The sequence below is a fragment of the Joostella sp. genome (genome assembly GCF_048266025.1).
GTDB classification, from domain to species: domain Bacteria; phylum Bacteroidota; class Bacteroidia; order Flavobacteriales; family Flavobacteriaceae; genus Galbibacter; species Galbibacter atrarenae.
Genome location: NZ_JBLXAF010000003.1, coordinates 258,344 through 273,950, shown reverse-complemented (window position 1 = coordinate 273,950; position 15,607 = coordinate 258,344). Strand labels below are relative to the sequence as shown.

The window sequence follows — 15,607 nt, the reverse complement described above, 5'->3', positions numbered from 1 at the left end:
TTATAAACCTGTAGCAATTGTATGCTTTCCTCTTTCTTCAATTAATGTATCTCGTAAATTTAAGGCTCTATACATAGCTAATGGATCTATTGCTCCCCCTGCTACTTTTCTTGCCTGAGCTATTAGTGGGCGTACATCTGTTCTATATGCATTTTGTAAAATCTCTTGGCAAGCAACAACGTCATGAGCGAATTGAGCTTCTTTTAATTTACTTTGATCCACTAGCAAAGCCTTAGCATATGCTTCTTGTATAGCTTCTAAAGACTGAATTAAATCCTCTAATGGATCTTTTATATTATGACTAGCATCAATCATCCATGATAATTCAGGATTTTGAGGATTGTTTTGCATTCCATAAACCAATTCATTAAAAATTAAGAATAAGGCATAGGGCTTAATGCTTCCAACTGTAATATCATCATCTCCATACTTACTATCATTAAAATGGAATCCTCCTAATTTACCCTTATACATCAATGTAGATACAATTTGCTCTATATTGGTATTTGGTAAATGATGTCCTAAGTCTACAAGGGTATAAGCCTTATCCCCACAAGCATTAGCCAACATAAAAGAGGTTCCCCAATCTTGAATTACAGTACTGTAAAAATTAGGTTCATAAGGCTTATACTCAATAAACATTTTCCAATCATCTGGAAGTGTTTTATAAATGGATTTTAAGCTACTTTCTGTATTGGCAAGGGCTGTTTGAAAATTATTTTGACCTGGAAAATTTGCTCCATCAGCTAGCCAAACTGTAAGACTTTTTGACCCCAATCTTTCGCCGATTTTTATAACTTCTTGATTATGCGCAATAGCCTGTTCTCTAACTTCTTTACTAGTGTTACAAAGCGATCCATGTTTATAACTTTCCCTTGATCCCGACTGATCCTGAAAAGTGTTAGAATTTACTGCATCAAATTTTAAACTTAAAGAAGCAGCTTGTTCTTTTATTGCATTATAATCTTCAGGAACATCCCATGGAATATGTAATGATATTGCTCCAGCTGTTTGTGTAAGCGCATGTAGTAAGCCGACGTCTTCCAACTTTTGTGAAAGACTTGCAGGTTCCCCATAGAATGAAAAGCGGCCAAACCGCGTTCCTCCAGCTCCTAAGGCCCAGCTTGGAATCGCTACTTGAAAATTAGAAAGGTTTTTTACAACACTTTCTGTATCTATATTTTTTTTATCCAATGTAGTTGCTAAAAAATCAAATTGATTTTTTAACTCTTCATCAGATTTTTTATTAAAATCGGATATATGTGATTGTGATAATTTCATATTAATTTTGTTTTTTAAGAAAACCTTTCATTGATATATTTCAACCTATGAAAGGTTTTTGCTACAACTACTAAATAACAACTCAAACATGAGTAATAAACTAACCTATTGACTCTTTTTTTAAATTCTACTTATCGAACAAATGCATTAGCCATACCGCCATCTACATTAATTATGTTTCCTGTAGATTTGTCTAATATTCCCACTAATGAGAAAACACCATTCGCAATGTCCTCAGGATAAATAATCTCATTTAATAAATTACGCTTCGCGTAAAAAGCTGGAAGTTCCTCTACCGTAATTCCATTAGCCTTAGCTCTTCCTTCTGCCCAATCTCCTTCCCAGATTTTACTACCTACAATAACACCATCAGGATTAACTGTGTTTACTTTAATTTTATCTTTTGCCAATTCTGCAGCCAATAATCTTGACATATGTTGTTGAGATGCTTTGGCTGTACCATAAGCTACATTATTTGGCCCAGCAACAAGTCCATTTTTACTAGCAATATTTACGATATCTCCTCCTAAATTTTGACTTTTCAAAATAGAAACTCCATGTTGCGCCATTAAAAATTGACCTTTAACCAAGATATTCTGTAATAAGTCCCAATCTTTCTGCGTAGTATTTTCTAATGATTTAGATATTGCTAAACCTGCAGAATGAACAATTATATCTACACCACCAAAAGCAAGAGAAGCTGCTTTATATGCTGCTATTATAGAAGTTTCATTTGTCACATCACAAATAGCTGTCTCAATTTGATCTTTCTTGTAAGTTTTTTTTGCCTCCTCTAAAGACTCTTCACTAATATCGGTTAAAACTACATTAGCTCCTTCTGCTACTAGTTTATCGGCAATCGCTTTTCCTATCCCTCCACCTGCGCCAGTAACAATAGCTACTTTTCTTGATAGTGGTTGTTCAGCTGGCATACGTTGTAACTTTGCTTCTTCTAGCAACCAATATTCAATATCAAATGCTTCCTGTCTAGGCAATGAAGTATATGCTGAAATAGCCTCTGCACCACGCATAACGTTTATCGCATTGATATAAAACTCACTAGCCACTCGCGTAGTTTGCTTATTTTTTGCAAAACTGAACATTCCAACACCTGGATAAATGATTATAACTGGGTTAGGATCTCTCATAGCAGGACTATTATCATGTTTGCATGTGTTATAATAATCTGCATATTCTTGCCTATAAGCTTCAAAAGCAGGCTCTAATTTTTCTAGGACAGCTTTTGATTCCGATAAATCTTCATTAACATCTAAATTAAGAACTAAGGGCTGTATTTTAGTACGTAAGAAATGATCAGGGCAAGAGGTCCCCATGGGCGCTAAACGCTCTAGATCATTACTATTTATATATTCTAAAACTACCTCACTATCTGAGAAATGACCAATCATTCTATTTTCAGAAGAACACAATCCTCGAAGTAGTGGCATTAACTGCGCAGCCTTATCCGATCGTACAGTTTTCGGCAAACTCTTTAGTTTCTGACCTCCAAAAACATTTCCTTTTTCTTTTATTTTCTGTTCTATAAATTCGGAGGCTTTTTCAATAACTTCCAAACTGTTTATATAACAATCGTAAGAAGTATCTCCCCAAGTAAATAAACCATGGCTTCCTAGCACAATTCCTCTAATTCCTGGATTTTCTTTTAAGCATTTTTCTAATTGTAAACCTAAATCAAAACCTGGACGTTGCCAAGGCACCCATGCCATGGTATCACCCCAGATCTCTTTGGTAACTTTCTCACTATCTTTTGCTGCTGCTACAGCAATAAGAGCGTCAGGATGCAAATGATCTATATGCTTAAATGGCAACAAACCGTGTAATGGTGTATCTATAGAAGGAGCTTTACTATTTAAGTCATAAATACAGTGATTAAACAATCCAACCATACGGTCCTCATCTTCTAACCCTCCATAGACTTTTTTTAGGTTTCTTAAGCGTTCTGTATATAGGCCCGCAATACCTTTTCTGGTTAAAGTTCCAATATCCCCTCCAGAACCTTTTACCCACATTACCTCCACATCTTCTCCTGTTAGCGGGTCTTTTTCAATTGTTTTACAACTTGTGTTACCACCTCCGTAATTAGTAATTCTTAAATCTGCTCCTAAAATATTAGAACGATATAAAAATAAAGCAACTTGATCATCACCTAATTCAGCAGCTTTTTCATTATCCCAGAGGTAATCTACATGACTAAATTGTTTAACAGGACTATCCATATCTTTTTTTTATAATTATTTTACGATTGTAAATCTATATTACAAATCATTTTTATCTATCCTGTATTACACTGTATTATAAAAAAAATGCTTTTTAAGCTCGTATTTATATTATTAAAATAATGACATTTTCTCGTTTCAAACTATTCAATGACAAGTATGTAACTAAATAGAAAACCTTAGTACTATGCACTCGAGAGGTACAAAAACTTATTGACTCCATATTTATCTCTGACTCCAACCTACCGACACCTCACACCAAAATGATTATCGGGCTTTAGTCCTAGCACCAAAAAAACTGCTGTATATATGTACAAATTTCCTGTAGATAAATATCGTTCTCCAATCCCTTGTTGATGACCATAGAGGCTTATTTGCAACCATCCATCTGGCGTAAACATTCCTTTTGCTTTCAAATGCGCCTCAATAACTGCTTTTAAAGCACCACGTGCTTGGTTCGGTCTAATGCTCGCAGGAAATTCTTCAAAAAGAGCAATTTGTGATAGAAATTGAAAAGCACCTAAACGATATGCTTAAGAACGTCCTATTAGAGGATAAGTACCATCAGGAGAATATTATGTATTTCTCGCGTAAAACACCCTCCTAATAATTATTAGCCCCTAGTTCTAACCAAGGAGCTATCCCTATAAGGTTCTTCCGAAAGTCTGCAAATAAGTGTATTTAGACTCTATCATTAACACGACTAAAAGAAACTTTTACTGGCATTGTTTTCTTAAGTTTGCTTTTACTTTATTAGTCGAAATCATTATGGGTAATTTTTATTTGACTATTTAAAATCATTTCTCAACATAAAAAGTACTACTAACAGCTTTTAAATTTAAACTGAACTTAGTATAAATATCATTCCCTAATTTATTATTTCCAATAGCTTTTAAAGAAGAAGTTAAGCCACTAGATGGGTTCCATACTTCGATCTGTTTTTTTCCTTTGATATAAACAGTAGTATTTATTTCTTGATCACTAGAGTTTGCAAAATAATAAATATTCTTTCCATTTTTTTCTTTCTGAAGATATGAAAACAGCCCCAATTCACTAGTAACAATAGGATTTTCTTCAAAATAAACTGTTGGGTTTGGAAGGAAACTAGCTAATGCTTTCCTTAAATTTTCTTCTGTAGGATTACTGATAAAAATAGCCTTACCCCCTTTTTTATTTGTTTGTAGCGTAGGATTATCATTAGCATTTTCTCCAAATAATTCTTGAATCAACGCTTTAACTTCTTGATCCCTCCCTAATTCTGAAGATTTTGAAGCTAATAGAGTCGTCGCAATAACCTTTCCTCCTTTGGCATAAAAATCTTTAATTTTCTGAAGTGCATGCAAAGATATAACACTACCCCCAGGGATAATCATTACTTTATATTCTTGATAATTATCATCATTATCCAATACTAATTTATCCCCTCTTATTTTATATTTATCTGTGATTAAAAACTCAGGGTGGATAAATGTAAAATCGTTACGAATCTCATTTGTTAATATCCTACCTACTTCTTGATAATCGGCTTCTGGGTATGCCCAAGTACCCGCACGTTTAGTATTTTCGGGAGCATCAAAATAATAACCTGCCTGTAAACTTGCAATAGGATATAATATTCCTATTTCTGAAATTCGCCTTCCTCCTTGCAACATATAGCAAGAGCGACCAATAAAATCACTAAAATCTGGTAATTCTGGTGCTAGTTTATCGCTTTTTGCTGAAATTAAAGGTGGAATACCTATTTTATCAATATCGTACCACATACCATGAGGCACCATAAAATTCACACCTCGAACCAAAAGCTCCATTGTTGTTCTATACAACATATTGGTGTCTACGATATCTTCTTTAAAGGCGCCAAATACTTCTGTAGCGACTATAGGTCTATCATAATAATCTGCTGCAGAACTTATTAATTTATATCCATCTCTCCCATGACCATAATCAATAATAGCATCCGTTAAAGGATAATCGGTATATCTAAAAAACTTAAATATATCGCCATGCATATCTACTGGTTGGATAGCATAATTTCCTGGGGGATGTCCTGTATTCTTAAGACCATGTTTTTTAGTCCATTCTGTTACTTTTTTCGGATACCCTTCAGCGAGTAACTCAGATCGTGTATTAAAAAAAGCCACTCTTGCCGCCTCTGTGTCTGGTCCTATATCATACCATAATGCAGGATAAAACAACGTAGGAGCATATCCATTTACTGCCTCAAATTTTTCATTGAATTTACCTGTCCATGTACGCTCTCTCCTTAAAAAGCCTACATCATCAAAAAAAGTTAGCTGTATGGTATTTTTAAAATACGATTCGAAACGCTTAGCATATTCTTCATAGGTAAGGTCCATAAAGATATTTACAGCCTCCTCATCTAAATAATCTACTGGCATATGACTTTTCCAAAATGTTCCGGGTCTACACATATAAAATTGCACATGCCAGTCTCCCCGTTTAGGAACACTCCATGACAATAACTTATTCTCTATAAACGGAGCTAAATCTATTCGTTCTTTCGTTTCCATATTCATGGCAACTGCAGAAAGTAAGATACCATCAGGAACAAAACTCTTGAAATATGGCCGTTGTTTTATAGGGATTTCAATTTTCTCTAAGCTTTTACGAACATGTTGCGGATAGTCTTTTTCTATTTTCCCACCAGCATTACCACTTGGAAACCCTGTATCATCATACATAATAATATTCATGTCCAACTCTCTGGCGGTTTCTAATATAAATTTATATCTCTCGAAATAGGAATCACTTAAAAATTCTGGTTCAGTATTATGAACCGGTAAAATTGCCAATCCACTGAAATTCATCTCATGGGCATCTTTCATCTGATTGACAATTTCAGAATTTTTCATCATTCCATTCATATGCCAAAAAGGCATTGGTTTGTATTGTGAGTATGGAGTTTTAAAATCCCCCTTATCAATTATATCTTCAGATTGCGCTAATGATGAAAAGCAAATAAGCACAATAATTATTAAAAGTAGTGTTGTTTTTTTCATTTTATAGATACTGGATTGGTTATTAAGAGAAGTAAATACAAATCTGTGCGTAAAGATTGATTACTAAAACGTATATCACATAGATATGAATTCACTAATTATTAGTTAAAGAGTGCTGCTATTGTAATCTTTAAAATTTATTCTTTTTAAACTATGTACACCTTAGTTACTAGAATTGCCATAGTCAATTATTAATATTGAAATAATTCTAAATTTTATAGATTCAAAATAAATGTAGAAAGTCTACCTTTCCAATTTGGAATAATTCCTATACCTTCAAAGACAAACTGCCCATTTACCAGTTATTGATCAAATAATTCATTCCTTTTTTTACTATTTCATTATCTGTACTTCTCATACGTATAACGAGTGTCTATCTATTAAAAGGAAACTTCATTCGTTGAAACAATAATAAAAAATTTGTAATATTATCATTTTTATAAAATTCATTCTATGTGGTTCTTAAGCTTTATATATTAATTATAAGTTAATTTATTTTAATATTCTTTAAAGACCTTATCGTTATTATCAGCCGCAAGAACGTAAGATTTATATTTTAAAATTTTACCTTCTCCTATATAGATGCTAACTTTCTTCTTTTCATTTTCTTCTACTACCCTAACAATACCTAAACGCCCTTTAAATTCTATTTTTAATTTTTTGTTAGAATAAGAAGCATCTTTATCATCAAGTGATATAATATGATCAGTAATTACCTTTCCATCGGCTTTGGATATAACACTAGCTCCTACCGTTTTTTCTCCATCCTTAAGTGGGCTTACTTTAAGTACACTTGATTGAGATTTAATTGATGGTTCATATACTGTAATAAAAGGTCTATCCCAAGCCTCCCCATTTTGTCTTATTACTAAAACCTTAGTTGGCTTACTATCATAACCGTTTTTAGCTTCTCGAGTAGCTGGAGCTTCAGCAATAGTATAACTACGTTCAATTCCTTTAGGAACAAACATGTTCATGAATTTATTATCATATGTTATCTGAAACTTTGCTGTAATTGCATCTGTTATGAATTCGGTTGCACTTGTGTTTTCAAAGTAACGCCAACCAGGAGACTGTACTGCATCTCCAATATCATTTTGATATCGACTAGTAAAGTGGGTTTGAATCGGTTTATGATTTCCTTTTTCAAGTAGTAACGTATCTCCTAAATTATGATATATGTAATCATGAAATTTATTTTCATCTAATGATTTAGAACGAAAAACGTCCAAATAATAGCCTGTTCTCTCACTAGTTCTAATTGTACTCAACGTACGTTCTTGAATACAATTATTCACAGTATCTCTTAAAAATTGTGTAGCAAAATTAAAATTTTCAGTAATGGGATCTTCTAAGTGTTTTGGCTCTGAGGCGACATTGACTACCCTATTTTGCCAAACATAAGCACCATCTTTCCATGAACCTGGTTGATTACCATGTGAACTCCCATTTACAATTACTGTATTGTTACCTGCGTACAGTCTAAAATAATTTTCGTGTAATGGTATTCTTCGTTCTTTCACTGTGGGTGGTAAACCTGCATTTGGAGCCATTACATAACCTGCTCCATAAAGCTCCATTGTTATTCCTGTTACATGGGAATGAACATAATGGGCTCCTCCAATAATCCCACATAAACCGTATAATTCATTATCCTTTTCAACGTAATTTCTTTGAAGTGCTATACCTGCATGTTCTACTACCACAGTTGGTTTTTTAAAATCTATTTGAGAATTAGTTTCAATAGTAACTGGAACTCCCCAAAACAGTTGTAATGGATCAAAATTATCAAAACCTGAAACTCGTAACTTTGGATTATAGCCGCCTTCTGCGTCATAAGCTTGTCTTAATGCCACTTGAGCTTGGTTCTTTAATTGCTCATACCCTCTACGTTGTGCCATTTCTAATGTATAACGGTACAATTCCTGAGTGCCATCGTGGTTTCTTTTGGAATCTCCGTAACGTACAAATCTGCCATCAGGCATTCTTAGATTATCAAATAAAAAATTCCCATTAAAAACCTTCTTATAATCTTTAGTAACATCCATTTCTGGATAGACACGATCAATAACATTTAAAATTAAGGTTACTATTGGCATAAAACTATAACTTGTAGATTCTGGCCAAACACCTTGTTTTCCAAACATTGGAAGTATTGTGTTTTTAAATGAATTTTGGTGGGCGGTACCTTGCTCCCAAAAAATATTAAACAATCGATTCCGCTCCTGATCGTCTTCAACACATAATATACCAAATAAAACTCCCGGGGCTGTTAAAATAGGGTGGTTTGACACAAACTTTCCATGTTGATCTGGTGGTCCATATTCTTGTAATGTGCTGCCAATCATATTCAAAATTACTTTTTGAAAAACCTCATTATCAACAGGAACTCTTCTTTTTATAGCACTTTTATATACCTTTGTTTTCTTCTCTTTTAAAAAATTATAAATGAAATCGTATGTAATAGCAAACTTAGCATACGTAGTACGTGGATCATAAAATTTATTACCACAAATGGTGGTCATTTTCACATTTCTTTTAACTAAAACATCTGTATAATACCATAATATATCTGCCGAAAATTGTGCGTACTTTTCTTTTTCGGTTAAAAAATATAAAATAGCAGCATATGAAGCTTCTGTTAAAACTTTTGTATGCTGTTCTACTGTTTTTGCCTGAAACTCTGTTAAATTACTATCATCAGAAATTTGTGGTATGGTAAATAAAATAGCATCTGGATCATTTATATGTTTATCAACTTTTTCATCTACAGCCTTATGTAAGTCTTTCACCAAAGAATTAGCCCAATCATATTGATCAATTAACGCTAATACATGTTGCTTTTCGTCTTGGGTAACCCAAATAACTGGGTGCTCTAAAGATTGCGAAAAAGATAAATGTTTCCATAAAAAAAACATTATAACAATTGTTATTCTACCATAGCTACTGCTCATCTGTTATGTATTTTTGAGTTAAGTAATCACTTCCCCACTTCTGTCTTAATTCTGTTGCTAGTTCTTTAACTAACTCTTTATTTTCAGGATTTTCAGCCATATTATTTAATTCAAGAGCGTCTACTTTATGATCAAACAACATACGCTCGTAGGCAACACCTTTATCATCAGTCCATTCCGTATAAAACAAATCACCTTTTATTAACGTAACACCATCTTTAAACTTACTAACAGCCCAATTTTTAGTATTCTCCTCACCATTAATAATGGGTAAAAAACTCACACCTTCAGTCGTATTTGGTACTTCTAATCCTGTCAAATCACATAGAGTTGGATATATATCAATAAATTCGGTAATAGCGTTACTATGCTTTCCATGGGTTTTACCTGGTACTTTAACCACTAAAGGAGCTCTAAGAGCTGTTTCAAAATTAACATGTTTACACCATAGCTTATGATCTCCTAAATTCCACCCATGATCTCCCCATAAAACCACAATTGTATTTTCTGCTAAACCTGTTTTTTCTAATTCATCGAGCACAAGACCAATTTGTGCATCTACATAACTCACACAGGCATAATAACCATGTATTAATTCTTTTGCTAAACCTTCTGGAAGATCTCCTTTTCTGGGAATATTTCCATAATTACGTAATTCTCCATAATTAGGAAATGCTTTGTTAGGAGTAGACTTTGGTTGCAAATAAGTTTTTGGTAAATCTATTTTACTTCTATCATATAAATCCCAATACTTTTTAGGAGCATTAAATGGTAAATGAGGCTTCATAAAACCCATGGCCAAAAAAAATGGTTCCTTGGAGTTTTTAAGCTTTTTCAAGTCTTCTATTCCTTTTCTAGCAATTTCTCCATCAAAATAAGCTTCGTCACTTACTTGTGCCATTTCAAAAGCGCTTGCACCTCCCATAGCTAAATCTGCATTACCATTTTGTTTAATATTCTTTTCTAATTGATAATTTCGAATATTTCCTTTTGGGAACCATATTTTATCCCAAGCTAAGCTATCATCATCTATATTATGGTATATTTTACCATTTGAAATGGTTTTATATCCATTTTTTTTAAACGTCATGGGCAAAGAAATGGCATTCGGAGCATCTGTATCGGCTCTTGCTTTATAATCAAAAAAGCGATGTCGTGAAGGCCGTGTTCCTGTTAATAAACTTGCTCTCGATGCACCACATACGGGAACATTACAATATGCACGTTCAAAAACTAAACTTTGGCTAGCTAATTTATCTAAGTTTGGTGATTTTATATGGGTAGCTCCGTAAAAATTAAGTTCAGGACGTAAATCATCTACAGCTATAAACAAAACATTCATTGGTTTTTTCTCCGGTCTAACTGTTGATTTTTCCTTCACTTCTTGACAGGATGATAAAGCTGTTAATAAACCCAAGGTGTATATACATAGTCTTTTCATGTTCTAATTTATTTCCAATGTTCAATAACAATATAATCGTCAGTTGTTAATGTGTTTTTTCTATCTTCTGGTATTTTTCGTCTTGGTGTATCTTGATCTAATTCAAATCCTCTATTTCCTTTTGGAGTAATAATAGGAATTCCAACCATATTTTCACTTAAAATATCTCCTTGCCTTTTCATCCAGCTGAACATATCTTTTGTTAACTTTTCTTTGATTGATTTATAAACTGGATTCTTAGCTAAATTATGTTGTTCAAAAGGATCGTTTTGAATGTCGTATAATTCTTCAAAAGGCACATTTTCATAAGCATTTGCTCCTCTTTCTATAAAATAATCCACATTTGGTTTTCCAGTTAAATTTTTTTCAACAATTTCTTTTGAATTAAAATTCCTAATATATTTATAACGCTTATCCCGAATCATTCTAGAAGGAAATATTTCAGAATATAGAATATTCTGATTGGTACTTACCCCATATACATATTTATTTACTTCAACATCTTTCCCTTCAAACAAGGGGAAAAGACTTTTTCCATCCATATCTTCTGTGTCTTTAGCTCCCGCAATAGCCATAAATGTGGGCAATACATCTGTATAATGAATTAATTGGTTAGAAATAGTTCCTGGTTTTATTACTTTTGGCCATCGCGCTACAAAAGGCACTTTTAGTCCTATATCTTTTACAGTAAACTTTCCTGAAACACCATGATCCGCACTATAAATGAAAAGCGTATTGTCTGTTAAATAAGTATCAACTAGTTTTAAAACTTCTTCTAATTGTGTATTATCTTCTTCGATACTTCTATAATAACCTGCCTTTGTTTTCACATAAGCCTTGTCATTCTTTTTACTCTCATTAAAGGGATAAAATTTGATATCTTCAGCTTGTGGATTTTCAATATCAAAATACTCACTATGTGGGTACTTTGATGTGATAAACATACAAAACGGCTTTTTTGCATTTTCTAAATAAGTTGCAATACTATCTAAGGGAATATAATCTCGAGGCACCCCTTTTATAGGTATAGGCTCCCATTCTCTATCCCATTGGTACACACTATGAGGTTTTACATGACTTTTCCCTGCCAATACAACCTCGTATCCTAATTTTTTCATGTGTGTGGTGATACTCTCTATATCGGTTTTGGTGGCTGTATGATTAGCAAAACAGCCATTCTTTAAAGGGTATTTACCTGTAAAAAGTTGAGATCTACTTGGAGCACAGATCGCTTGTGCGGTAAATGCATTTGTAAATAACATTCCATCTTCCGCCAAACGATCTACCGCTGGTGTAGCTACTTTTTCATTACCATAACAACCATAATCATACACATCTTGATCATCTGCTAAGTAGAATATGATATTAGGTTTTACTTCTTCATATTTAATTTGAGCACAAGCATATGATGTTGTTAATAACAAACAAAATAGTACTATTTCTGAAATTAATTTCATTTTTTATTTATATTATTGAATACTATTACCTTAAAAATATCCATTCATTATTCTGAATCAATTACTTCTAGATCTTTAACAGATTTACCATTTACACGAACTTTTTGCTCCACAAAATAGGGTTGAAAAGTATAGTTAGTTTCTAAATCCCACTCTGAATTTACTTTTGGCAACAACTTCTTTAATCTCTTCTTTTTTTCCTTATAAATTGGATTGTCTGCTTCATTATACCATTCATTTGGATCTGATTCATGATCGTAAAATTCTTCAGTACCATCTTCATATTGAATATACCTGTAACCATCTACTTTAACTGCATGATTGTTCATTCCATAGGTAGTAATAGCATAGGACTCTTTTAAACCTTGGTTATTTAGCATCAACTTGACCAAACTCTTACCTTCATTTTTAGAGTATTCTGGTAATCCACTCAACTCTAACAAGGTTGGGTAGATAGATAACATCTCTACAGGAACATCTATTTTTTTCCCTTTTGGCAAATTTGATCCAGCAAACATTAGCGGTGCCTTTGTAGCCGTTTCCCATAGCGCATGTTTAGCAAAAGTTCCCTTTTCACCTAAACGATATCCATGGTCGGACCACAACACGATAATCGTATTTTCTGAATGTTTACTATTTTCTAAGGCATCTAATACGCGCCCTAATTGATAATCTACAAAACTGATACACGCCAAATACGCCTGTACTATATTTTTCCACTCTCCCGTTTTAATTGCCCATTCTGTTGAAGGCATCATGGGTAAATCGTTTATTTTTAAACCAACGGGCGGAATATCCTCTAAATCATCTGCATAATATGGCGGCGTTTGTATACTTTCAATTGGATATAGGTCGAACCATTTTTGAGGTACATATAAAGGTACATGTGGCCTTTGAAAGCCTAAGGCTAAGAAGAAAGGTTGTTGGTAATTTTTAGTTAAGCGCTCTATAACCCAATTAACCGACTGATGATCGGGCATAAGAGAATCTTGTTCTGGAAAAGCACCCCAATCGGTATTAGTTCTACCATGGATACCTTTAACACCTTTTCCAAATCCATCCCAAACAAATCGCTTGTCGGGATATGGACCAAAACCTTTTCTACGGCCTCCAGATTCATCAAAAACACTATCTGGTGCATGATGGTGAAAAAGTTTCCCAATTCCCATTGTATGGTACCCATTATCTTTGAAGTACTCCGGTAAAAAGACTATATCTTTTGTAGCTAAATTTTCCTCACGACGAATTTTATTATCGGGTATCATTCCGTAGATACCTGTTGTTGAAGGGCGCAATCCAGTCATTACTGAAGCTCTAGACGGTCCACATAATGGCGCTTGAACATGAGCATTTGTAAATGTGACTCCCATAGCAGCCAATCTATCAAAGTTAGGCGTTTTAGCATTTGAAAAACCTTCAATGTTTGATACCCAGTTATTTAAATCATCAACCGATATAAATAAGATATTGGGCTTAGCTAGCTCTTCTTTATCAACTTTTTTCTTAGCATTACACGAAAAAATAACTATTGAAATCCCTAGTAAAATAAAATATCTTGCTTTCATGTTTTTAGTTAAAAGGCCTTATTTACGTCAAATAAACAATTACTTAACGAGGTTAAAACCTTGATTGACTTCTCTCTAAATATCCACTTCACTTACACTGACATGATAACTTTTAACATCTTTCAAAAAGGGCTATATAACAATTTCTATAAATTATTATTTATTGATAGGCTTTGGAGACTGTACTACTCCTTTTCCTTGGTCAAATTTCCAATAAGGAACAGCAGGTTTATCATTATCAAAAACATAATTATACTTTTTAAGATAATATTCCCTAGGCTTAAACTCATCTCCTATTGATGCTAGCTGCTTAATTAATTTATTTTCTAATTCCTTTTGAATGGTACTATACTCTGGTATATCTAATAAATTATTCATTTGGTATGGATCTGAGATATTATCAAAAAACATACTAGCCCCATCTATTGTTCGTATATAGGAATACTGCTTAGTTCGAATAGCGCGATAAGGTAAATTATGATAACTCCCCGCAAAAGGAGCAACATTCATAACTAATGCGGTTCTGTCGACATTTGGATCCGGATTTTTCATTAATTCTGATAAATCATCCCCTTCGATTCCTTCTGGAATTTTAATATTGGATAAACTAAGTAGCGATGGCAATATATCAGGGGTATTCAAAGGCGCATTTACAACTGTCCCCTTTTGATGACTCATTCCGGGATATTTCACTAAAAATGGTACTCGAATAGATTCATCCCAAGCAACCTGCTTTTGAAAAGGCTTTACATCATGTGCTCCCATCATTTCACCATGGTCTGAAGAAAAGACTACTATGGTATTATCTGACAAGCCTAAATCGTCTATTTTTTTTAACAATTTCCCTATGGCTTCATCGGTAGCAGTTGCATGCGCATAATAACCTTGTAATTCTTTTCTAACACGATTTTCTAAACTTGAATTGACATTTGGATTAAGCGATAAAGATTCTGGTGGATACATATCCTTATATCTTTGGGGGGCAGAATTATGAGGGAAATGTGGTGTAGCAATGGATACTACTGCTAAAAAAGGCTGTTGTTCTTTTGCATGAGATTCAATATACTTATTAGCATCCTCCACAATAGCAAATGGGGAATATTGATCCCAAAATTTTAATTCAGGATTGTCATTATCGTAATAGGGCATTTTATTATAATCGTGTGAACATTCTAATGCTTTCCAATATTCAAATCCTTGACGTCTTTCTTTAGGAATATATGTAGAACGTCCATGACCATCTAAATGCCATTTTCCCCAATAAGCAGTATTATAACCTTCTGCCTTAAAAATTTCAGCCATGGTTAATTCTTCTTCTGGTAAATACACATCATTGACAATCATTCCTGTTGTTGTTGGGTACTTACCAGTAAATAATGCAGCACGGTGTGGAGTACAAACGGGTGTAACAGAAACTGCATTAGTAAAGTTGACTGACTCCTTTGCGAATGCATCTAAGTATGGTGTTTTTACATCTGAATTACCAGCATAGCCAAGGGCAGAACCTCTCCACTGATCGGTAAGTATGTATACTATATTAGGTTTATTTTGATGTACTTCGTTACGCTTAATTGACTGCTCTTTTTTGCAACCAATAAAGATAAAACAAGTAATTAGGCCTAAATAAATTGTATTTTTGGTTTTCATCTTCC

8 protein-coding genes and 1 pseudogene are annotated in these 15,607 nt (G+C 33.5%); all 9 read right to left on the bottom strand.

The features are described 5' to 3' along the window. The gene (locus tag ACN0TY_RS08610; protein WP_417444160.1) at window positions 1-1,281 is read right to left on the bottom strand and encodes a sugar isomerase; all 1,281 of its coding nucleotides are present in this window, start codon (window positions 1,279-1,281) and stop codon (window positions 1-3) included. Between the two features lie 131 nt (window positions 1,282-1,412). Further along, complete coding sequence (locus ACN0TY_RS08605) at window positions 1,413-3,518, bottom strand: bifunctional aldolase/short-chain dehydrogenase (RefSeq protein WP_417444159.1); 2,106 nt, start codon at window positions 3,516-3,518, stop codon at window positions 1,413-1,415. A 242-nt stretch (window positions 3,519-3,760) separates the two neighbouring features. Beyond that, a pseudogene (locus tag ACN0TY_RS08600) lies at window positions 3,761-4,039 on the bottom strand (DUF2264 domain-containing protein); the annotation flags it as partial. 276 nt (window positions 4,040-4,315) lie between these two features. Further along, window positions 4,316-6,538 carry a glycosyl hydrolase gene (locus ACN0TY_RS08595; RefSeq protein ID WP_417444158.1) on the bottom strand — a complete coding sequence of 741 codons (2,223 nt, stop codon included), beginning with the start codon at window positions 6,536-6,538 and terminating at the stop codon, window positions 4,316-4,318. 497 nt (window positions 6,539-7,035) lie between these two features. Next, window positions 7,036-9,492: a hypothetical protein gene (locus ACN0TY_RS08590; protein ID WP_417444157.1), complete on the bottom strand. Its 2,457-nt coding sequence runs from the start codon at window positions 9,490-9,492 to the stop codon at window positions 7,036-7,038. Continuing rightward, entirely contained in the window at window positions 9,482-10,933 is a 1,452-nt protein-coding gene (locus ACN0TY_RS08585) for a sulfatase (protein ID WP_417444156.1), read from the bottom strand. The genes ACN0TY_RS08590 and ACN0TY_RS08585 overlap by 11 nt, the downstream gene beginning before the upstream one ends. A gap of 8 nt (window positions 10,934-10,941) precedes the next feature. Next, a complete protein-coding gene (locus ACN0TY_RS08580) occupies window positions 10,942-12,390 on the bottom strand; it encodes a sulfatase (protein ID WP_417444155.1) in 1,449 nt (482 codons plus the stop codon). A 47-nt stretch (window positions 12,391-12,437) separates the two neighbouring features. Further along, on the bottom strand, window positions 12,438-13,955 hold the full coding sequence (locus tag ACN0TY_RS08575; RefSeq protein ID WP_417444154.1) for a sulfatase: 1,518 nt from the start codon (window positions 13,953-13,955) through the stop codon (window positions 12,438-12,440). 156 nt (window positions 13,956-14,111) lie between these two features. Beyond that, window positions 14,112-15,602 carry a sulfatase gene (locus tag ACN0TY_RS08570; protein ID WP_417444153.1) on the bottom strand — a complete coding sequence of 497 codons (1,491 nt, stop codon included), beginning with the start codon at window positions 15,600-15,602 and terminating at the stop codon, window positions 14,112-14,114. Window positions 15,603-15,607: the final 5 nt, after the last annotated feature.

Coding starts and splice junctions, on each gene's coding strand:
- ACN0TY_RS08610 (WP_417444160.1), bottom strand. CDS start 1,281: ATGAAATTATCACAATCACATATATCCGATTTTAATAAAAAATCTGAT.
- ACN0TY_RS08605 (WP_417444159.1), bottom strand. CDS start 3,518: ATGGATAGTCCTGTTAAACAATTTAGTCATGTAGATTACCTCTGGGAT.
- ACN0TY_RS08595 (WP_417444158.1), bottom strand. CDS start 6,538: ATGAAAAAAACAACACTACTTTTAATAATTATTGTGCTTATTTGCTTT.
- ACN0TY_RS08590 (WP_417444157.1), bottom strand. CDS start 9,492: ATGAGCAGTAGCTATGGTAGAATAACAATTGTTATAATGTTTTTTTTA.
- ACN0TY_RS08585 (WP_417444156.1), bottom strand. CDS start 10,933: ATGAAAAGACTATGTATATACACCTTGGGTTTATTAACAGCTTTATCA.
- ACN0TY_RS08580 (WP_417444155.1), bottom strand. CDS start 12,390: ATGAAATTAATTTCAGAAATAGTACTATTTTGTTTGTTATTAACAACA.
- ACN0TY_RS08575 (WP_417444154.1), bottom strand. CDS start 13,955: ATGAAAGCAAGATATTTTATTTTACTAGGGATTTCAATAGTTATTTTT.
- ACN0TY_RS08570 (WP_417444153.1), bottom strand. CDS start 15,602: ATGAAAACCAAAAATACAATTTATTTAGGCCTAATTACTTGTTTTATC.